Genomic DNA, 21,279 nt, shown 5'->3' with positions numbered 1-21,279 from the left:
ACAACGTGGCAGGGCTCCCTTGGAGTCGCTGTCACGTAATCTTCCATAATTTATCGTCTAACCGCATTTTTCTTAACAACCATGAAAATCAACCGACAAAATATTTCCATCTTATAGATTACTCACCCCGACGAATTAGACTGTACTCACTGCGATTTCACCACGTTATTTACACAAGAATTATGTACACAAGAATTGTTGTGTCGAGGGTTATAATAAAGCGCTATACCGTTGCACCAAAAAACGCTCATGAAACCGCACTATTTTGGTATAAAGCGCTTTAGCTCGTCATTCTTCTTTAGTCATTTTTTTAAATATTAACTGCCCCATTACGCCACCGCCACCATCATTTGGGTGGTTAACACCATCCATTACATTCACAGATGCAAAATCAAATGGTGAGACACCTTCTAAACAGGCAGCATTTACCCCGTATTCCTCTGGGTTTGATCGCCGTTGATGAAAGGTATAAATGCCGCACACCGAACAAAAAAAATGAACAGCTTGATGAGTATTAAAACGATATTCTGTTAACTTATCTTTTCCTTCCAAAAGTTTAATCCCTGATAATGGTGCAGAAACAGCGACAGCCCCTCTCATCGCACAGAAAGAACAATTGCAGCGCCTAGCCGTATTTAACCCATCGGTTAATTTCACTGTAAACTTTATTGCCCCACAGTGGCATTGAGCTTTAATCGCGTTCATTTGTTTCCCCTTTTATCGGTATCACCTCTAATTTACGTTCAATGAGTTCATCTTATTTAAGGAATTCATGCTTTTTCATTCGGGACAATAAAGACAATACTCTTTCTATAGAAATAAACAACAACTTGCTGAATTCAAAATAGTTCAAGAAACCACTACCATTTAGCTGTTTTTTTAGTTAAGTTGTTTGGTTATCGGCATAAAATATGCTGATCCCGTTCCCCGAAAAGCAATATTCAGCTTCCCCCCGCAGGTTCAGCTAATCAACTATTGTTGTTTTCGGTACAGATCCGCTATGCTATGCGGATCTAAATAAAGATAGACATCCACGCTACAGATGTAGCATTTATATTCACCATAGGATTATCGGTGCCATGCAAGAACAATATCGTCCAGAAGATATAGAGCCTAAAGTACAGCGTCACTGGGATGAAAAAGAAACTTTCAAAGTGACAGAAGACAACAGCAAAGAAAAATACTACTGCCTGTCCATGCTACCTTACCCTTCTGGTCGACTACACATGGGCCACGTACGTAACTACACCATCGGTGACGTTATTTCTCGTTACCAACGCATGTTAGGGAAAAATGTACTCCAACCAATCGGTTGGGATGCGTTTGGCCTACCTGCTGAAGGTGCTGCGGTTAAAAACAACACAGCTCCTGCACCTTGGACATACGCCAATATCGATTACATGAAAGGCCAGCTAAAAATGTTGGGCTTTGGTTACGACTGGAACCGTGAAGTCACAACCTGTACCCCTGAGTATTACCGTTGGGAACAATGGTTCTTCACTAAATTATATGAAAAAGGTTTAGTGTATAAAAAAACCTCAGCGGTTAACTGGTGTCCACACGATTTAACTGTACTCGCCAATGAGCAAGTTGTTGATGGTTGCTGCTGGCGTTGTGATACCCCAGTTGAACGCAAAGAAATCCCACAATGGTTTATTAAAATCACAGATTACGCAGAAGAACTGCTCAATGACCTCGATAAACTCGAAGATTGGCCAGAGCAAGTTAAAACGATGCAACGTAACTGGATCGGCCGCTCAGAAGGGACTGAAATCACCTTTAATGTAGCCGAACGTGATGAAAAATTAACCGTTTATACTACCCGCCCAGACACTTTTATGGGGGCGACTTACGTGGCTGTTGCCGCAGGTCACCCTTTAGCTAAAGAGGCAGCGACTAACAACCCTGAATTAGCTCAATTTATTGATGAGTGCCGTAATACCAAAACCGCAGAAGCGGATATGGCAACCATGGATAAAAAAGGGATGGCAACAGGGTTATTCGTTGTGCATCCATTAACCCAAGAAAAACTGCCAATTTGGGTCGCTAACTTTGTTTTAATGGAATACGGTACGGGTGCTGTCATGGCAGTTCCTGCTCACGACCAACGTGACTGGGAGTTTGCACACAAATACAACTTACCTATCAAAGCCGTTATTGCTGATGCAGAAGGCAACGAGCCTGATTTATCGCAAGAAGCTATGACGGATAAAGGTTCTCTGATTAATTCAGGTGAATTTAGCGGGTTAGATCACGAAGCTGGTTTCAATGCGATATCAGACAAACTGGTTGCTCTTGGCGCAGGTCAACGTAAAGTAAATTATCGTTTACGTGACTGGGGGGTTTCACGTCAACGTTATTGGGGTGCACCTATCCCAATGGCAACATTAGAAGATGGCACAGTCGTTCCAATTCCTGAAGATCAACTGCCAGTAATTTTACCTGAAGATGTCGTAATGAATGGTATTACTAGCCCGATTAAAGCCGACCCTGAGTGGGCTAAAATCACGATTAATGGTCAGCCAGCCCTGCGTGAAACAGATACCTTCGATACTTTCATGGAATCATCTTGGTATTACGCTCGGTATACATGCCCACAACACAATGAGGGTATGTTAGACCCAACTGCGGCTAACTATTGGTTACCGGTTGATCAGTACATTGGTGGTATCGAACACGCTATCATGCACTTAATGTATTTCCGTTTCTTCCATAAATTAATGCGTGATGCAGGCTTAGTAAACTCCGATGAGCCAGCTAAACGTCTGCTGTGCCAAGGCATGGTATTAGCTGATGCATTCTACTACACCGGGAGTGACGGTCAGCGCGTTTGGGTTTCTCCAGCAGAAGCGATTGTTGAACGTGACGATAAGAACCGTATTATTAAAGCTGTAGACGCAGAAGGCCATGAACTGGTTTATACCGGTATGAGCAAAATGTCTAAGTCGAAAAACAACGGTATTGACCCACAATTAATGGTCGAAAAATACGGTGCCGATACCGTTCGTCTGTTTATGATGTTCGCCGCACCACCTGAATTAACCCTTGAATGGCAAGAATCTAGCGTAGAAGGTGCGAACCGCTTTGTTCGCCGTGTTTGGCGTTTAGTACACGAACACTCACAAAAAGGGGCAACCTTACCTTTAGATATCAGCACGTTAACGCCAGAGCAAAAAGACTTACGTCGCGACCTGCACAAAACGATTGCTAAAGTTACCGACGATGTTGGCCGCCGCTATGCATTCAACACTGCTATTGCTGCTGTGATGGAGTTCATGAACAAACTCGTTCGTGCCCCACAAGAGAGCGAACAGGACCGTGCGTTAGTTCAAGAATCTCTAGAAGCAATTACGTTAATGTTGTCACCGATTATCCCACATGCTTGCTTCGAAATGTGGCAAGCGCTTGGGCATAATGAAGATATTGATTTTGCTTCTTGGCCAGTTGCTGATGAGCAAGCGATGATTGATGACACCAAGCTGGTTGTTGTTCAAGTTAATGGTAAAGTCCGTGGTCGCATAACAGTTCCTGCTGATGCAAACCAAGAGTTTGTACTGGATATGGCACAAAAAGAGTCTAGCGTAGCGAAATACCTTGAAGGTGTTAGCATCCGCAAAGTAATCTATGTTCCAGGCAAATTGCTAAACCTTGTTGTAGGTTAATAGTTAGGTTGATGGCTGATAAGGAGGCCAGGTGCGTTATCTGATAACTTTATTTTTGAGCCTGGCGGTGCTAGTCACCGCAGGCTGCGGTTTTCGCCTTCAAGGAACCACCCAAATTCCTGAAGAACTGAAAACGTTGCAGCTGAGTTCAAGTGACCCATATGGCTATCCTACAAGGGCACTTAGGGAGCAGTTACGGCTGAATAACGTAACAATCCTTGAAACAGGCAACGCAAGTGTCCCTATTTTGAAAGTCCTCGGTTCCAATGAAAACACGGAAACCGTTTCGATTTATCAAGATGGTAAAGCAGCAGAAAAGCAACTTACACTTGTTATGAATGCGCAAGTATTGATGCCTGATGGCGCTATTTACCCGCTACAAAGTCGTGTTGAGCGTACTTTCTTTGACAACCCTTTAGAAGCACTTGCGAAAGATGCAGAAAAAGAAATTGTTAGGCAAGAAATGCAGGAGCAAGCTGCACGTAACTTAGTTCGTAAGTTACTGCTTGTCCACTCAGCCGAACTTGAAAAAGCAAAAAACCAAGCGGCTGATACGAACACGCAACCATAATGACGCGTATTTACCCTGAACAGCTGGCCTCTTCGTTACAAGAAACGCTAAGAGGCCGCTATTTGATTTGGGGCAATGAGCCCCTTCTACTTCAAGAAAGCCAAGATGCCATCCGCAAAGCTGCCCAACAACAAGGCTTTGAGGAACATTTTGTGTATTCTCTTGAGCAGAACACTGACTGGGATGAAATTTTTAGCCAATGTCAGGCGCTAAGCTTATTCGCTAGTCGTCAAACTCTGACGCTGTTATTACCTGAAAATGGCCCCAACGCAGCAATGGCGGAAAAATTAAGCCAGTTGTCGCAGTTACTTCACCCAGATCTACTCCTTGTGCTACGTGGACATAAACTAACAAAAGCCCAAGAAAACAGCGGGTGGTTTAAAGCCCTCAGTAAAGAGGCCGTGTATGTCAGTTGCCTGACGCCTGAATACCAACGGCTCCCTCAGTGGGTATCGAAACGCGCGTACAGTATGCGCTTATCTTTAGAAGCCGAAGCCAACCAACTGCTCTGTTATTGCTACGAAGGTAATTTACTAGGTTTGGCGCAAGCCCTTGAACGCCTGTCATTACTGTACCCTGATGGCAAACTCACCTACCCCCGAGTTGAAAATGCAGTTAATGATTCTGCCCATTTTACACCGTACCATTGGGTCGACGCGTTACTTGCAGGTAAATCACGCCGTTCATGGCATATTTTAGAACAACTTCAACATGAAGATGTTGAACCCGTCATTTTGTTACGTTCAATACAACGTGAATTAATACTGCTTATTACGTTAAAACGCCAATCAGTCACAACACCATTGAAAACGTTATTTGACCAACACAAAGTTTGGCAAAACCGCCGTGGAATGATCTCTGAAGCACTACAGCGTTTAACGTTGCATCAATTACAATCTGCACTAATGTTATTAACACAAGCTGAAATCCATATTAAACAAGATTTTAGTCACTCAGCATGGCCTGACCTACAATCACTATCTATGTTATTATGTGGTAAAGCATTTGCAGAGAATTTTATTCATGACTGACCATTTTTCGCCTAAAGATAAACACAATCACCTTCAAGCGTTATTTGGTGGGACATTTGACCCGATCCACTTCGGTCATTTACGCCCTGTTCAGGTTCTAGCTCAACAAGTTGGGTTAGAAAAAATTATTTTATTACCCAATCATGTCCCGCCACACCGTCCGCAACCAGAGGCTACCCCATTACAGCGTTTGGAAATGGTAAAATTAGCGGTTAAAAATAACCCGTTATTTGCCATCGACACTCGTGAGCTAGAAAAAGATAGCCCTTCATATACGATAGAAACACTTTCTCAACTACGCCAAGAAATGGGACCAACCCAACCCCTTGCGTTTATCATTGGGCAAGATTCCTTGTTATCTATTAATACATGGTACGAATGGGAGAAAATTCTTGATAATTGCCACTTATTAGTTTGTGCCCGCCCAGGATATGCTACGCAATTTACCGACCCCAAAATGCAAGCTTGGCTGGCACAACATCAAGCCACAACACCCTCGCAACTAAGCCAATCTGCCAATGGTTATATTTTTATTGGTGACACCCCTCTTATCAATATTTCTGCCACAGAAATACGTGAAAAACTAAATGCAGGGGACACCTGTAGCGAGCTTATCCCTGAAACCGTTCTTCAATATATTTACCAACAGCACCTTTACCAACGATAAGGAAGTTCTCTTATGGGGATGCAATTAGGGTAAGGTTCAAAAAAATATTGTTCACTCAAATAGTTATCAGGGTATTGCACCAATAATTGGCGCATCATTGCTAACGGCTGGCTTATTGGTAAATTCCCTTCTCGATAATCATTGATCAACCATAACAACCGTTTTTTTTCATCTGAGGTTGCTTTACGTTTAAAATATCCTTGCATATGGCTAAGCGCATTTACTTGAATATTTCTAGCTGGAAGGGACGAAAATATTTCCATTAGCCCTGCTTTGTAGTGGTTAAAAAAACCGTGGAGATCGCTTCCCTTACGAATACTTGCCACTAAGCGACCAGTTAATTGATACCCCACAGGAGAATATGCCATTATCAAATATTTATGGCGGCTATGAAATTGGATGATTTCAGCCTGTGTTAGGTGCTGGCATAAGTTATTAAGCCTTTGCAAAACATACAGTTTCGTTAAGAAACTATCCCAGTAGTCGACATCATGCCATTGCTCGTCAGTGATCACCGCAATACTCGCTGGAAATAACCCAGCCAATTGAAGCCTATCTTGCGCAGTGCAAATAATGCCATCTACGCGGTTGTGGGCTGAATTGACAACATCAGCCGTTAGGTATTCCACAATAGGCTCTACCCATGGTTGAATTTTCATGGGGAGATGACTAACCCCTTCAAATACGAAAATATTTGGCTTCATTATTTGCACAATATCCATCTCACTCTAAAATATTTGCTAGGGTGCGAATTTGTTGAGTTATTTTGTAAAGTTAACACAAACCTCTTGCTCAAGTGAGCAGATATCCCTATAAATTTCACTCCATAATGAATAAAAAAGAATTTAGCCGATTTTTCTTAAAATCTAGGGTAAAATGGCTTCGCTGAGAATGATTTTGATTCATTAGCTATCAGCAAACGCTTTATCTACAAACTACAAACAGTGTTTAATGTAATATTCTGTTTATTTGAATGAAAGGTGAACCTTTTGCAAGGAACTGAACTCCAACAATTTATTATCGATCAGCTTGATGATGCCAAAGCAGAAGACATTATCACTATCGATGTTCAAGGGAAATCAAGTATTACCGATCAGATGATCATCTGTACAGGGACATCAAGCCGCCATCTGATGTCTGTCGCTGACCGGTTAATAGATGCCTGCCGTAAAAATGGTTTAATGCCATTAGGTGTTGAAGGGCAAGGCATTTCTGATTGGATCGTAGTAGACCTAGGTGATGCTATTGTGCATATTATGCAAGACGAAAGCCGCCGCATGTACGAATTAGAAAAACTCTGGAGCTGAGTTTGAAATTACAACTCATCGCCGTTGGAACAAAAATGCCGGACTGGGTCCAGACCGGCTTTATGGATTACCTCCACCGTTTCCCTAAAGATATGCCGTTTGAATTAACGGAGATCCCCGCTGGGAAACGCGGGAAAAACGCAGATATAAAACGCATTTTAGAAAAAGAAGGCGAGTTAATGCTCGCAGCCGTGGGTAAAGGAAACCGTATTGTCACCTTGGATATTCCAGGAGATCGCTGGGATACTCCCAAACTGGCCATTCAATTGGATAAGTGGAAACAAGATGGCCGTAATGTCAGCTTATTGATCGGTGGTCCCGAAGGGCTAGCTCCCGCTTGTAAGGCGGCGGCTGAGCAAAGTTGGTCATTATCACCACTTACGCTTCCTCACCCACTAGTTCGTGTCCTTGTTGCCGAAAGTCTTTATCGCGCATGGAGTATTACGACTAATCACCCTTATCATAGGGAATAGTTTGGTTTGAATAAGTTCAAAATGGCAATGGGATGAAAACACAACGCACCCCTTTTCGCGACCACACCGCAGAATCTGTTTTGTTTATCCGCCGAGCGCTTATTGCTTTCGGCGTGATTGTCATTTTAACCTCGATCCTCGTGACCAATTTGTACCATTTACAAATTGTTCGCCATGAGGATTACCAAACTCGCTCTAATGATAACCGAATCAAATTGGTGCCCATTGCACCAAGCCGTGGCATTATCTACGATCGGCAAGGAACACAGCTCGCCCTAAATAGCACTTTTTATCAGTTAGAAATCGTGCCAGAGAAAGTCGATAACCTACAAGAAACCTTAGACAAACTTCGTGATATCGTTGATTTAACCGATGAGGATATTGCTAATTTTGAAAAAGAACGTAAGCGCTCACGTCGTTTTACCTCTATCGCCTTAAAAACACAATTAAATGAAGTTCAAGTGGCTCGCTTTGCCGTAAACCAATACCACTTCCCCGGTTTAGAAGTTAAAAGTTATCAACGTCGCTCCTATCCATATGGTTCTGCATTGACCCATGTCATCGGCTACGTCGCTAAAATTAATGATAAAGACATCGAGCGCCTTGATAAAGACGGGTTATTACCTAACTATGCGGCTAGCCATGATATTGGTAAATTAGGCATCGAGCGTTATTATGAAAGTGTATTACACGGTAAAACAGGCTATGAAGAAGTCGAAGTTAACAGCCGAGGGCGGGTTATTCGCCAGCTTCATGAACAACCGCCTCAAGCCGGCCGGGATATCTATTTAACGATTGATCTCGAGTTACAAATCTATATTGAAAAATTATTAACCACTAGCCGTGCTGCTGTCGTAGTGACAGACCCACGCAACGGGGAAATACTGGCGCTGGTTTCTAACCCAAGCTATGACTCAAACCTGTTCGTCAACGGTATCTCAAACAAAGATTACCAAGCGTTACTGAATAACCCTGATAGGCCGTTGATTAACCGAACAACCCAAGGGCTTTACCCCCCTGCCTCAACCGTAAAACCCTTTATTTCTGTTGCCGCATTGAGTGAAAAAGTCATCACGCCCAACACCACAATATTCGACCCCGGTTGGTGGCAACTCCCCGGCTCAGAAAAACGCTACCGAGATTGGAAACGCTGGGGCCATGGTAAGCTGAATGTGATGAAATCTATTATTGAGTCTGCAGATACCTTCTTCTACCAAGTTGCCTATGATATGGGTATTGACCGTCTCTCTGTATGGATGACCCGCTTTGGCTTTGGCGAGTACACTGGGATCGACCTTGCCGAAGAGCGTTCAGGCATTATGCCTACTCGTGAGTGGAAACAAAAACGTTATAAGAAACCTTGGTACCAAGGGGATACTATTCCAGTCGGGATCGGCCAAGGCTATTGGACTGCTACCCCAATTCAAATGTCAAAGGCCTTAATGACCTTAATCAATGACGGTCAGGTCAAAACGCCTCACTTACTTTATGGCACCAAACTTGGTAATGCCATGGTGCCTTATGAAGATAAAGAAACCACTCAAATTGGGGACATTCATTCGGGTTATTGGGAACTCGCTAAACAGGGGATGTATGGCGTAGCCAATGCACCTAATGGTACAGGTCGTCGTAGTTTTATCGGTACCCCTTATAAAGCTGCCGCGAAGTCTGGAACGGCTCAAGTCTTTAGTTATGAAACCTATAATGCAAGTAAACTCGCCGAGCACTTGCGTGACCATAAATTGATGATTGCTTATGCGCCTTATGATAAGCCAACTATCGCTGTCACTATTATTTTAGAAAATGGCGGCGCAGGTCCTTCTGTAGGGGATATAGTGCGGCAAATATTTGACCATGTTCTTCTTGGTGATAACCGTACAGAAATTGCCACCTCACCAACTAGCGCTGGGGAGGACCGCTGATGTCCCGTTCAAGCTATCAGCTTCAACCAAATACAGTGAGCTATAAAAAAGATGACAGACGATAAGAAAAAAATTTCATTATCAACACGTCTGCACATAGATGTGCCTATGCTATTAATTATCATGGCATTGCTTGCCTATAGCGCGTTTATTATGTGGAGCGCTAGTGGTCAAGACCCTGAAATGATGGAGCGAAAGCTAGGGCAAATAGCTTCTGGCTTTATTGTAATGATCGTTATGGCTCAAATTCCCCCTCGAATGTATGAAAATTGGGCTCCACATCTGTTTATCTTTTGTGTCATTTTATTAGTTTTTGTCGATGTGTTTGGGCAAATCAGTAAAGGGGCCCAACGTTGGCTAGACCTCGGTTTTATTCGTTTCCAACCTTCAGAAATTGCAAAGATAGCGGTGCCACTTATGGTTGCCCGCTTTATGAATCGTGATTTGTGTCCCCCTTCATTTAAAAATACACTGATTGCACTCGTCCTCATTTTTGTACCGACATTATTAGTGGCTGCGCAGCCTGACCTTGGAACATCAATCCTTGTGGCGGCTTCGGGGTTATTTGTCTTATTTCTTGCTGGGATGAGTTGGCGGCTGATTGCTATTGCTGCTATCGCCCTAGCGGCCTTCATTCCATTGCTGTGGTTCTTCTTGATGCATGGCTACCAACGGGCTCGTGTCATGATGTTATTGGACCCAGAAACTGACCCATTAGGTGCGGGCTACCATATTATTCAATCAAAAATTGCGATTGGTTCTGGTGGGTTAATGGGGAAAGGTTGGCTGCACGGTACACAATCACAACTTGAATTTTTACCTGAAAGGCACACTGACTTTATTTTTGCTGTATTAGCCGAAGAACTTGGCTTAGTCGGTGTTCTTATCCTTCTTGGCTTATATATTTTGCTGATTATCCGCGGGCTCTATATTGCCGCCAGCGCACAAAATACCTTTGGTCGAGTGATGGTTGGTGGTTTGATCTTAATCCTTTTTGTATATGTGTTTGTGAATATCGGCATGGTCAGTGGTATATTACCTGTCGTTGGCGTTCCCCTCCCCTTAGTGAGTTATGGCGGTTCTGCCTTAATTGTTTTAATGGCTGGATTCGGTATTATCATGTCGATACATACACACCGAAGATTCCTTTCAAAAAGTTTATAAAATGAGGCTTAGTATGCGTTTACAATGGATAATGCTTGGTGTCACTGCCGCGCTACTTAGTGGCTGTGTTACAGAAGAGGTTAAGCAACCCGCCCAAGTGCCAACCAATGTGCCCACTCAAGATGTATTAGGTGCTGAACCTCATTATGAGCCATATCACCCAACAGCAAATAGTGATTACTCACGTAATGGCCAGCAATACCAAATCGTACGTGACCCGGCACAATTTAGCCAAGTTGGCTACGCTTCAATTTATGGTGCTGAATCAACAGGCAATATGACTGCCATTGGTGAACGAGTTAACCCCGTAGAATTAACCGCAGCACACCCGACTTTGCCAATCCCTAGTTATGTGCGTATTACCAATATGATGAATGGCCGCATGATGGTGGTTCGAGTCAACGACCGTGGCCCTTATATGCAAGGTAAAAGCATTGCTATTTCTCGGGCTGCGGCTGACCGCTTAAATTTATTACCAACCACTAAGATTAAAATAGACGCTATCCAAGTCGCCCAAGACGGTACACTTTCTGGTACCGGTACTGTCGGCTCTAATTTTGTTAAGCAGAGCTATGCACTACCTGGGCGCCCACAGCTAGGTTCAGGCCCTATGGGAACGCCTGTGATGGAAAACTTACCAACGCCAGAAAATGCGTTGCCTGTCCAACAGCCCAAAGAACCTATGCAACCAGTGATGCCAGATATGAGCTTACAAACCCCTACGCCAGAGCCACAACCCGCGGCCGAAGAAGCGGTGCCTGAGCGTGGCTTTTTAGTCCAAGCGGGTGCAATTAGCAGCCAACCGAACGCACAAAAAATGCTGGATGAACTAAAAACACAATTTAATGTTCCTGGGCGTTTACAACCCTACAATGGTATCTACCGGGTTCAATTAGGGCCGTTTAGTACTCGACAACAAGCTGTTGAAGTACAGGGTCGTCTACAATCAGAAAAAAACCAAACTTCGATGGTAGTCGCACCTTAAATCTGAATACATACCAAACATTTTAGGTCTCTCAACATTGTGATGATGTTGATGGGGCCTAAAGTATGACTGTATCAAACTGACAAAAATAATTGGTGGAGCGCAAAAGTGGCTTTTTTCTTGCCCTATTCTTTTGCTAAACTGCGCCTCCTTGTGTTAACCGAATTTCGGATGTAAATGGTAAAACCATGAATAATGTCGCTCCATCACGCATCGTGCGTTATACAGTGCTGGGTTCTGCTCTGCTTCTTTTGACTGCCAGTATTGCAAATGCCAATGACAGCTTTCCAAATACTTCAATTCCCGCAGCACCAGCCATAGATGCTGAAGCCTATATACTCATTGATTATAATTCAGGAAAAGTCCTCGCTGAAAGTAATGCGGATCAGCGTCGTGACCCAGCCAGTTTAACCAAGATGATGACCAGTTATGTTATTGGTCAGGCGATTAAATCAGGTAAAATTGGTGCAAATGACATAGTCACCGTGGGTAATGATGCATGGGCAACCGGTAACCCTGTGTTTAAAGGCTCATCCTTGATGTTCTTAAAACCAGGAGATCGAGTCAGCGTTTCTCAACTGACTCGTGGGATTAACCTGCAATCAGGTAACGATGCTTGTGTTGCAATGGCTGATTATATCGCTGGAGATCAAACCAATTTTGTTCAATTAATGAATGGATATGTGAATAAATTAGGTTTGAAAAACACCCATTTTGAAACTGTTCATGGCTTAGATGCAGAAGGCCAGTATAGCTCCGCACGTGATATGGCGCTTATTGGTCAAGCTTTAGTACGTGATGTACCAGAAGAATATGCCATTTACAAAGAAAAAGAATTTACCTTTAACAACATCCGCCAAATTAACCGTAACGGTTTGTTGTGGGATAAGAGCCTTGCTGTTGATGGGATCAAAACAGGTCACACAAATGCCGCAGGTTTCAACCTTGTTGCATCCGCAACAGATGGTGATATGCGTTTAATTTCCGTTGTGATGGGTGGGAAAAGCAGCAAAGGACGTGATGCTGAAAGTAAAAAATTACTCACTTATGGTTTCCGTTTCTATGAAACAGTTAAACCATTACAAGCTAACGTTGATTTTGCGAGTGTTCCTGTTTGGTTTGGTGATGAAAATGAAGTGAAATTAGGTGTAGTGGATGACCTATACTTAACGATACCTCGGGGACGGTTAAAAGATTTAAAAGCCAGCTATGAACTGTCAACGACAGAATTACAAGCGCCTTTGACCAAAGGTCAGCAAGTCGGTACGATCAGCTTCCAGCTCGATGGAAAAACTATAGAACAACACCCTTTAGCCGTTCTAAAAGATGTTGAAGAAGGTGGCTTTTTCAGCCGATTAATTGACTATATCAAACTATTATTTCACCGTTGGTTTGGCTAGGGCTTGAAACAAAAATAAATCACCCCCATATAGTAAGCATCGAAATGTTTGTTGGATGAATACTTTTGATTGGCTGGTTTAATACCAGCCAATCTTTTTCAACCAGCGACACAATTTAAAAAATTAGGAGTGCCCATGAAAACGAAATTAGGTGAACTGCTTGAGTTCCCATGTCCATTAACTTACAAAGTGATGGGCTTGGCACAGCCTGAGTTGGTTGATCAAGTGATTGAAGTTGTTCAGCGTCATGCGCCTGGTGATTACTCTCCCGATGTGAAACCAAGTAGCAAAGGCAACTATCACTCAGTTTCTATTACTATTAATGCAACACATATCGAACAGGTTGAAACCTTGTATAGCGAATTAGGCGCATTAGAATTAGTTAAAGTTGTGCTTTAATCAACGAGAAAATAAAAAACCAAATAGTGAAGTGACCCCCAATAGCTGGACAACCAATTACTGGGGGTTTTTTATGCCAAAATACAGCCGAGATTTAAAAATTATCATTGCTAACCATTAATTCTGTATCTACTCACTTATATACAACAAGCTAATACCTTGACAACTTGATGTGTAACAAACATAGGCGTTATACTGACCTAACGATAATGACAACGTGGACGCTTAATTTTGTCAGACAGAAGTATAATCATCCGCCAACTTGGCCTCGCGCCTTACCAACCCGTTTCTGATGCGATGCACCAATTTACGCAATGCCGTACGCCTGAAACCTGCGACGAAATTTGGCTCGTTGAACACCCCCGAGTATTTACTCAAGGCCAAGCCGGTAAAGCCGAGCACGTACTTGCTCCTGGCGATATCCCAGTCATTCAAAGTGATCGGGGGGGCCAAGTTACCTACCATGGCCCTGGCCAGCAAGTCATGTATGTTATGCTAGACTTAAAACGCAATAAACTTGGTGTGCGTGAGTTAGTCACCGCACTAGAAAATACGGTTGTGAATACCCTCGCCCATTTTCATATCGAAGCTTACCCTCGCCCCGATGCGCCCGGTGTATATGTTAACGGGGACAAAATTTGTTCTCTTGGTTTACGCATTAGGCAAGGCTGTTCTTTCCATGGGCTTGCTTTAAATATCGATATGGACCTTGAGCCATTTAACCGTATAAACCCTTGTGGTTACAGTGAATTAAAGATGACTCAGATTAGTGATCTTGCTCCCAAAGTGTCATTATCTGATGTTCAGCCTGTGCTAATCCGTCAATTCTGTGACACACTAGGATTTCATATTGTTCAATAATAATGCTATAATTTTTTAACATTTTTAAACTATTTTTTAATGAATGGGTTACGGCTTTCCATTCGGTTTTATTTAGAATTAAAAATTATCCATCAGCATAAAAGATAACTGGAACCGTCATATTATGAGTAAACCAATTCAGATAGAACGCGGAATTAAATATCGTGACGCCGACAAAATGGCGCTGATCCCTGTCAAAAACGTTGTGACTGAACGAGAAGAAATTCTACGTAAACCTGACTGGATGAAAATTAGGCTTCCCGCTGACTCAACTCGTATTCAAGGCATTAAAGCCGCTATGCGTAAAAATGGTCTACATTCGGTATGTGAAGAAGCCTCCTGCCCAAACCTTTCCGAGTGCTTTAACCATGGTACAGCAACCTTTATGATCTTAGGTGCTATCTGTACTCGACGTTGCCCATTTTGTGATGTTGCCCACGGTCGTCCAAACGCGCCAGATGCCAATGAGCCAGAAAAATTAGCGCAAACAATCAAAGATATGGCATTACGGTATGTCGTTATTACTTCTGTGGACCGAGACGACCTACGTGATGGTGGCGCACAGCACTTTGCGGATTGTATTCGTGCTATTCGCGAAAAAAACCCTTCAATTAAAATTGAAACATTAGTCCCTGACTTTCGTGGGCGTATGGATCGCGCACTAGAAATCCTGACCGCAACGCCACCAGATGTCTTTAACCATAATCTTGAAAACGTACCACGCGTTTATCGCCAAGTTCGCCCAGGCGCGAATTATGAATGGTCATTAAAATTACTCGAAAAATTTAAAGAAGCGCACCCTGATATCCCAACTAAATCAGGGCTAATGGTTGGGTTAGGCGAAACGAACGCCGAAATTATTGAAGTTATGCGTGATTTACGCCGTCATGGCGTAACAATGCTAACGCTTGGTCAATACTTGCAACCGAGTCGCCATCATCTGCCTGTAAAACGCTATGTTAGCCCAGCAGAGTTTGACGAAATGAAAGAAGAGGCAATGGCAATGGGCTTCACCCACGCAGCTTGTGGGCCTTTTGTACGCTCGTCTTACCATGCAGACTTACAAGCTAAAGGTGAAGAGGTCAAATAACCCCTAGCTTTTTGGTACGCTACATTATTTCTATAAAGCCGGATTCAACCTATTTGTTTAAATCCGGCTCTTGTCTTTTACTGCTTAATAAAAAACTCGCCCCAGTTAACCAGAGCGAGTTTATAGCTGTTAGTTTCTAATTGTTAATTATTAAAATTACAGAGAGACAACGTTAACAGCAGATGGGCCTTTAGCACCTTCAGTGATTTCAAATTCGACTTTCTGGCCTTCCGCTAAGGTTTTGAAACCTTCGCTTGCAATCGCAGAAAAGTGCACAAATACATCTTTGCTACCATCTTCTGGAGTGATAAAACCAAAACCTTTAGACTCGTTGAACCACTTAACGTTACCTTTAACTTTAGACATCAAATTATTACCTTTAAAATAAAATAGACACACCATCTGTATCAAGCTCAGTACATCAGATATCTAAGTTACTTGTCTACAACCTAGATCACGAAAATTGACTAAAAAAGTAAAAATATATTATTTATCGGTATTATCTGTGCAAATTCCACCCATAATTCTTACAAATAGCAATTATTACAACTAATAGTATTAGCTATAGTGAATTATTTAGATATTACTTCTCATGCAATAGTAACCAACCTTTAATATCTAGGCCGCCAGTATAACCGACTAGCTTTCCATCATGCCCTAATACACGATGACAAGGTACAATTAAAGAAATGGGGTTACGTGAATTAGCCATTCCAACAGCACGACAGTAATTTACAGAACCTAACTTTAAAGCCAAATCCTTATAGCTCCATCGCTCACCATAAGGTATCCCACATAAATGCTTCCAAACTTTCTTTTGAAACTCAGTTCCCTGAGGATTTAAAGCAACCGTAAAAACTTTTCTTTTATGACTAAAATATTCTTTTAACTCTTTCACGCAAAGTTTGGAGTGTTCATTCTTAATTTCTTTTTCTGTTTTTTCTTCAACAAAGTACAGGCTCGTTATTCCGTCATCATCAGCCGTAATATGGATCCACGGTTTAGGAAACTTTTCCGGTGTTTCTAAATATTGATGGTACATAGTATCTCCTTAAAAGGAATCAATTACCTGATTGTATATACAGTTATAGAGTAAATTATTTCCGCTTTGCAATAATCTTTTTTCTTAGTGTCACCAACTGAATCACTAAATCCACTTATTTTTTATTTTCAATGTTAATAACAACCTAGCAAATAATTAGAATAATTATCATTCAACTTTTCATATCCACTACATATTGTGTGGTTGATAAATAACTCACCCATATATAGTATTCACTTATTAATCTTGTTGGCTATGACACGTTAAAAAATCAAAAGGTAAATAATATGACTGAGATTACCATTTATAGTAAGCCTAATTGCGTTCAATGTAATGCAACATACCAAGCGCTAGATCGCAAACAAATTTCCTATCAGGTAATTGACCTCACTCAAGATGACCAAGCCCTTGAGCTAGTTAAAAAATTAGGCTATCAACAAGTCCCAGTAGTCATTGCTGGGGACAAACATTGGTCTGGGTTTCGTCCAGATATGATTAGCTTATTAGCGGCCTAGAGGTTCTTATGGCAACGGAAGCGCTTATCTATTTTTCCAGTCGTTCTGGAAATTGCCATCGCTTTGTTAAAAAGTTAGGCCTTCCAGCAACACGGCTCCCCATTGGTCGCCAAGAAAACAGCCTAATTGCAACAAAACCTTATGTTTTGTTGCTGCCTACTTATGGTGGTGGAGGCTTAAAGGGTGCCGTCCCAAAAGAAGTGATCCAATTTCTAAATATTGAAGCCAATCGCTCACTTATCCGTGGAGTGATCGCTGCGGGTAACACCAACTTTGGCGATGCCTATGCCATTGCTGGGGATATTGTCGCGCAAAAGTGCCGTATTCCTTACCTTTACCGTTTTGAGCTTCTTGGCACAGAAAAAGATGTTCAATCCGTTAAGCAAGGCCTTCAAATATTTTGGCAGCGTACTGACAACTAGAGTTATTTCAAAATGGATAAAATGCAAAATACCACTGATATAGACTATCACGCACTTAATGCTATGTTGAATTTATATGATAGCAAAGGCCACATTCAATTTGATAAAGACAAGGAAGCTGCACATCATTATTTTAGGCAACATGTAAATCAAAACACTGTATTTTTTCATGACTTAAAAGAAAAATTAGATTTCTTAGTGCAAGAAAACTATTACGAAAGTAGCGTATTAGGTCAATATGATTTTGAGTTTATTAAATCATTATTTAAACAAGCTTATGCGCATAAATTTCGTTTCCAGACTTTTTTAGGTGCCTTCAAATATTACACCAGCTATACCCTAAAAACCTTTGATGGTAAACGTTATTTAGAGCGTTATGAAGATCGTGTCTGTATGGTGGCATTAACACTTGCACAAGGCTCAGAAAGCCTCGCGATGTTATATGTGGATGAGATCATCAGCGGTCGTTTTCAACCTGCTACCCCCACATTCCTGAATTGCGGTAAAAAGCAAAGAGGTGAACTAATTTCTTGTTTTCTTTTGAGAATCGAAGACAACATGGAATCCATCGGTCGCTCCGTAAATTCAGCATTACAATTATCCAAGCGCGGCGGTGGTGTCGCATTTTTAATGAGCAACTTACGTGAACAAGGCGCTCCAATAAAATTGATTGAGAATCAATCATCTGGTGTAGTCCCTGTCATGAAAATGCTAGAAGATGCCTTTTCCTACGCTAACCAATTAGGGGCTCGTCAAGGTGCCGGAGCCGTTTATTTACACGCGCATCATCCTGACATTATGCGTTTTCTTGATACTAAACGGGAAAATGCCGATGAAAAAATACGCATCAAAACGCTTTCTCTAGGGGTTGTTATTCCTGATATCACTTTCCAGTTGGCAAAAGATAATCAAGATATGTATTTGTTCTCTCCTTATGATATTGAACGCATATATGGTGTTCCAATGTCCGAAATTAGTGTGACAGAGAAATACCATGAAATGGTAAATAACAAGGGGATCAAAAAATACAAAATTAATGCGCGAGAATTTTTCCAAACCTTAGCTGAAATTCAATTTGAATCGGGATATCCCTATATTCTCTTCGAGGACACTGCCAACCGGGCCAACCCAATCGCAGGGCGAATTAATATGAGCAACTTGTGTTCGGAAATACTGCAAGTTAATCGCCCTAGTACTTATGAAGATGATTTAAGCTACCAACAGATTGGTAAAGATATTAGCTGTAACTTAGGTTCAATGAATATCGCTAAAACAATGGACTCCCCTAATTTTGCTCAGTCTATTGAGGCTGCTGTGCGGGCTTTAAGTGCAGTTTCAGATATGAGTGATATACTCTCAGTCCCTTCTATTGCACAAGGTAACCGCCAATCCCATGCCATTGGCTTAGGGCAAATGAATTTACATGGCTACCTTGCAAGGGAGCACATTCATTATGGTTCTGAAGAAGCGTTGGATTTTACCAATATTTATTTTTACTGTGTCACTTATTATGCGCTAAAAACATCCAACCAATTAGCCAGAGAAAGAAAAACTGCATTTGTTGGCTTTGAACACTCTACATATGCCTCTGGTGAATATTTCGATAAATATATCAACAACCTTTGGTTACCAAAGACACAGAATGTGCAGGAATTATTCCGACGTTCGGGTATCGAAATTCCAAGTCGTGAAGATTGGCTAGCCTTGAAACAGTCAATTATGACCCACGGAATTTACAACCAAAATCTGCAAGCTATCCCTCCGACAGGTTCAATTTCCTATATTAATAATTCAACATCTAGCATTCATCCTATCGTTTCACGAATAGAAATTCGTAAAGAAGGTAAAATTGGGCGCGTCTACTACCCAGCTCCTTTTATGGATAACAAAAATCTAGAGTATTACCAAGATGCTTACCAAATCGGGCCAGAAAAAATTATTGATACCTATGCAATGGCCACTCAACATGTTGACCAAGGTTTATCTTTAACCCTATTTTTTAAAGATGATGCCACTACCCGCGATATCAATCGTGCGCAAATATATGCATGGCGAAAAGGGATAAAAACACTGTATTACATTAGGTTACGCCAAACCGCCCTAGAAGGAACCGAAGTCGAAGGCTGCGTATCTTGCACTCTGTAATAGGAAAAAATCAAATGACCACCAGCACATCTTATACACCTGTTAAAGCTATCAACTGGAACCGACTTCAAGACGATAAAGATTTAGAAGTTTGGAACCGGTTAACCACCAACTTTTGGTTACCTGAAAAAATCCCGCTCTCCAATGACACACCATCTTGGAACACGCTTACTGCGGCAGAAAAACAGCTCACTATTCGAGTATTCACTGGCTTAACGTTACTCGATACCATCCAAAATACGGTTGGTGCTCCTTGTTTAATGCCTGATGCTCAAACCCCTCATGAAGAAGCCGTATTATCTAATATTAGCTTCATGGAAGCGGTACACGCTCGGTCTTATAGCTCAATATTTTCAACATTGTGCTCGACCACTGATGTCGATGACGCATACCGTTGGAGTGAAGAAAATACAGCGTTACAGAATAAAGCCAAAATCATCCTTTCTTATTATTGCAATTCACATCCACTGAAGAAAAAAATTGCGAGTGTATTTTTAGAATCATTCCTTTTTTATTCAGGGTTTTATTTACCTATGTATTGGTCAAGTCGAGGTAAATTAACTAATACCGCAGACCTCATTCGATTAATTATTAGGGATGAAGCTGTACATGGATATTATATTGGCTATAAATTTCAAAACTCATTACAACAATATGATAATGAAGTACAAAAAGAAATTAAAGATTTCACTTTTTCATTATTACTTGATTTATATGAAAATGAAGTTAAGTATACGCAAGAACTGTATGACTCGGTGGGTTGGTCAGAAGATGTAAAAAAATTCCTTCATTATAATGCGAATAAAGCATTAATGAATTTAGGTTATGAAGCATTATTCCCAGATACAGTGACAGATGTTAGTGCTGCAATATTATCCGCATTATCCCCAGATGCGAATGAAAACCATGATTTCTTTTCGGGCTCTGGCTCATCTTATATTATTGGGAAGGCAGTAAGTACCGAGGATGATGATTGGAACTTCTAATAAACCAGTAAATTTAGTTTATCTATCAAGGCAAATCCCCTAAAAAACTATATCATGATGAATAATAATGATTTTATTTATCATGATATTTTTTGGCTCAAAAAACAGACAATTTATTTCGTTTTTTATATGTATATCTGTTTAATTACTCATTTTTAATGAGTCAATCTGGCAAATTATTTGAAAATAATCCATATTTCAATTATTTTTAATAAGATAAATTAATATAAACTAGTGTATATTACATTTATTTTTCTACTCTAAATGTTAATTTTTATCCGTATTAATAATAAATTAAAAACTTATTACTCCAATAGATTGTATTAAATGCGCTATCTAATAAATTCAGTCTCACCAGTTAGTTAACCTATAGGATCTTAAATTAACGCACTAACGAATTAGGCTAATTATTTCTTTAATCAGCAAGAATAATTCGTCTTTTCTGCATGTGATTTTTTTGATTAATTATGCTTAACCGAGGGTTGTCAGTCGATTTTATTATGCTAGGGTTTATTGCTTGCAAGTTTTGCTAATAACTAAAACAGGAATAATTAAATTTAAACCATAATGATCGAACCCATTAAACTAAAATAGGAATTTCTGCCCTAATAATTTTCAACCGATAGTCGCAATTTTA

General features: G+C 41.2%; 21 protein-coding genes. 17 read left to right on the top strand and 4 right to left on the bottom strand.

Annotation, left to right across the window (positions count from 1 at the left end):
* Positions 1 to 288: 288 nt before the first annotated feature.
* Complete coding sequence (locus ACIPUA_RS15495) at positions 289 to 705, bottom strand: GFA family protein (RefSeq protein ID WP_042848361.1); 417 nt, start codon at positions 703 to 705, stop codon at positions 289 to 291.
* Between the two features lie 374 nt (positions 706 to 1,079).
* Here ACIPUA_RS15495 and leuS point away from each other — a divergent pair, with 374 nt between their 5' ends.
* From leuS to nadD, 4 genes are read left to right on the top strand one after another with little or no spacing between them, the layout of a single operon-like run.
* Positions 1,080 to 3,662: a leucine--tRNA ligase gene (gene leuS / locus ACIPUA_RS15490; protein WP_166685904.1), complete on the top strand. Its 2,583-nt coding sequence runs from the start codon at positions 1,080 to 1,082 to the stop codon at positions 3,660 to 3,662.
* Between the two features lie 31 nt (positions 3,663 to 3,693).
* Positions 3,694 to 4,233 (top strand): LPS assembly lipoprotein LptE, encoded by a 540-nt coding sequence (gene lptE / locus ACIPUA_RS15485; protein WP_042848364.1) that lies wholly within the window; start codon positions 3,694 to 3,696, stop codon positions 4,231 to 4,233.
* Positions 4,233 to 5,264, top strand: a complete 1,032-nt coding sequence (holA, locus tag ACIPUA_RS15480; protein WP_042848365.1) for a DNA polymerase III subunit delta — start codon at positions 4,233 to 4,235, stop codon at positions 5,262 to 5,264. The genes lptE and holA overlap by 1 nt, the downstream gene beginning before the upstream one ends.
* Positions 5,257 to 5,931: a nicotinate-nucleotide adenylyltransferase gene (nadD, locus tag ACIPUA_RS15475; RefSeq protein WP_042848367.1), complete on the top strand. Its 675-nt coding sequence runs from the start codon at positions 5,257 to 5,259 to the stop codon at positions 5,929 to 5,931. The genes holA and nadD overlap by 8 nt, the downstream gene beginning before the upstream one ends.
* On the opposite strand, the gene ACIPUA_RS15470 is transcribed toward nadD, so the two are convergent.
* Complete coding sequence (locus tag ACIPUA_RS15470; RefSeq protein WP_230683845.1) at positions 5,919 to 6,590, bottom strand: YbgA family protein; 672 nt, start codon at positions 6,588 to 6,590, stop codon at positions 5,919 to 5,921. The two genes, nadD and ACIPUA_RS15470, sit on opposite strands and share 13 nt — an antisense overlap.
* Before the next feature lie 321 nt (positions 6,591 to 6,911).
* On the opposite strand from ACIPUA_RS15470, the gene rsfS reads away from it, so the two are divergent.
* From rsfS to lipA, 9 genes are all read left to right on the top strand, one after another.
* Positions 6,912 to 7,238 (top strand): ribosome silencing factor, encoded by a 327-nt coding sequence (gene rsfS, locus ACIPUA_RS15465; protein WP_080750930.1) that lies wholly within the window; start codon positions 6,912 to 6,914, stop codon positions 7,236 to 7,238.
* A gap of 2 nt (positions 7,239 to 7,240) precedes the next feature.
* The gene (gene rlmH, locus ACIPUA_RS15460) at positions 7,241 to 7,711 is read left to right on the top strand and encodes a 23S rRNA (pseudouridine(1915)-N(3))-methyltransferase RlmH (RefSeq protein ID WP_048606343.1); all 471 of its coding nucleotides are present in this window, start codon (positions 7,241 to 7,243) and stop codon (positions 7,709 to 7,711) included.
* A 32-nt stretch (positions 7,712 to 7,743) separates the two neighbouring features.
* Positions 7,744 to 9,633 carry a peptidoglycan DD-transpeptidase MrdA gene (gene mrdA / locus ACIPUA_RS15455; RefSeq protein WP_042848372.1) on the top strand — a complete coding sequence of 630 codons (1,890 nt, stop codon included), beginning with the start codon at positions 7,744 to 7,746 and terminating at the stop codon, positions 9,631 to 9,633.
* Between the two features lie 51 nt (positions 9,634 to 9,684).
* Positions 9,685 to 10,797: a peptidoglycan glycosyltransferase MrdB gene (mrdB, locus tag ACIPUA_RS15450; protein WP_042848373.1), complete on the top strand. Its 1,113-nt coding sequence runs from the start codon at positions 9,685 to 9,687 to the stop codon at positions 10,795 to 10,797.
* 13 nt (positions 10,798 to 10,810) lie between these two features.
* The gene (gene rlpA / locus ACIPUA_RS15445; protein ID WP_048606341.1) at positions 10,811 to 11,782 is read left to right on the top strand and encodes an endolytic peptidoglycan transglycosylase RlpA; all 972 of its coding nucleotides are present in this window, start codon (positions 10,811 to 10,813) and stop codon (positions 11,780 to 11,782) included.
* A 188-nt stretch (positions 11,783 to 11,970) separates the two neighbouring features.
* Complete coding sequence (dacA, locus tag ACIPUA_RS15440) at positions 11,971 to 13,182, top strand: D-alanyl-D-alanine carboxypeptidase DacA (protein WP_042848376.1); 1,212 nt, start codon at positions 11,971 to 11,973, stop codon at positions 13,180 to 13,182.
* 135 nt (positions 13,183 to 13,317) lie between these two features.
* Positions 13,318 to 13,581 (top strand): DUF493 family protein YbeD, encoded by a 264-nt coding sequence (ybeD, locus tag ACIPUA_RS15435; protein ID WP_042848378.1) that lies wholly within the window; start codon positions 13,318 to 13,320, stop codon positions 13,579 to 13,581.
* Positions 13,582 to 13,827: 246 nt separating this feature from the next.
* Positions 13,828 to 14,442 (top strand): lipoyl(octanoyl) transferase LipB, encoded by a 615-nt coding sequence (lipB, locus tag ACIPUA_RS15430; protein WP_370661216.1) that lies wholly within the window; start codon positions 13,828 to 13,830, stop codon positions 14,440 to 14,442.
* Between the two features lie 124 nt (positions 14,443 to 14,566).
* On the top strand, positions 14,567 to 15,532 hold the full coding sequence (gene lipA / locus ACIPUA_RS15425; protein ID WP_042848383.1) for a lipoyl synthase: 966 nt from the start codon (positions 14,567 to 14,569) through the stop codon (positions 15,530 to 15,532).
* Positions 15,533 to 15,688: 156 nt separating this feature from the next.
* Here lipA and cspE read toward each other — a convergent pair whose 3' ends face one another.
* Together cspE and ACIPUA_RS15415 are read right to left on the bottom strand one after the other, a co-directional pair.
* Positions 15,689 to 15,898 (bottom strand): transcription antiterminator/RNA stability regulator CspE, encoded by a 210-nt coding sequence (gene cspE / locus ACIPUA_RS15420; protein ID WP_014657708.1) that lies wholly within the window; start codon positions 15,896 to 15,898, stop codon positions 15,689 to 15,691.
* Positions 15,899 to 16,115: 217 nt separating this feature from the next.
* Positions 16,116 to 16,574: a methylated-DNA--[protein]-cysteine S-methyltransferase gene (locus ACIPUA_RS15415; protein ID WP_042848385.1), complete on the bottom strand. Its 459-nt coding sequence runs from the start codon at positions 16,572 to 16,574 to the stop codon at positions 16,116 to 16,118.
* Between the two features lie 287 nt (positions 16,575 to 16,861).
* Between ACIPUA_RS15415 and nrdH the strand changes: the two genes are divergently transcribed.
* Genes nrdH through nrdF form a run of 4 tightly spaced genes read left to right on the top strand, consistent with a single transcriptional unit; the run spans position 16,862 to position 20,642 of the window.
* Positions 16,862 to 17,089, top strand: coding sequence for a glutaredoxin-like protein NrdH (gene nrdH / locus ACIPUA_RS15410; RefSeq protein WP_042848387.1), 228 nt, complete (start codon positions 16,862 to 16,864; stop codon positions 17,087 to 17,089).
* Between the two features lie 8 nt (positions 17,090 to 17,097).
* Positions 17,098 to 17,511 carry a class Ib ribonucleoside-diphosphate reductase assembly flavoprotein NrdI gene (gene nrdI / locus ACIPUA_RS15405; protein WP_042848388.1) on the top strand — a complete coding sequence of 138 codons (414 nt, stop codon included), beginning with the start codon at positions 17,098 to 17,100 and terminating at the stop codon, positions 17,509 to 17,511.
* 12 nt (positions 17,512 to 17,523) lie between these two features.
* The gene (gene nrdE, locus ACIPUA_RS15400; RefSeq protein WP_449059850.1) at positions 17,524 to 19,656 is read left to right on the top strand and encodes a class 1b ribonucleoside-diphosphate reductase subunit alpha; all 2,133 of its coding nucleotides are present in this window, start codon (positions 17,524 to 17,526) and stop codon (positions 19,654 to 19,656) included.
* Complete coding sequence (nrdF, locus tag ACIPUA_RS15395; protein WP_261984780.1) at positions 19,656 to 20,642, top strand: class 1b ribonucleoside-diphosphate reductase subunit beta; 987 nt, start codon at positions 19,656 to 19,658, stop codon at positions 20,640 to 20,642. The genes nrdE and nrdF overlap by 1 nt, the downstream gene beginning before the upstream one ends.
* Positions 20,643 to 21,279: the final 637 nt, after the last annotated feature.

It is taken from the genome of Providencia sp. AGC89 (genome assembly GCF_053543535.1).
Note: the sequence above shows the minus strand (reverse complement) of the source record. Positions and strands in the feature narration are given on the sequence as shown.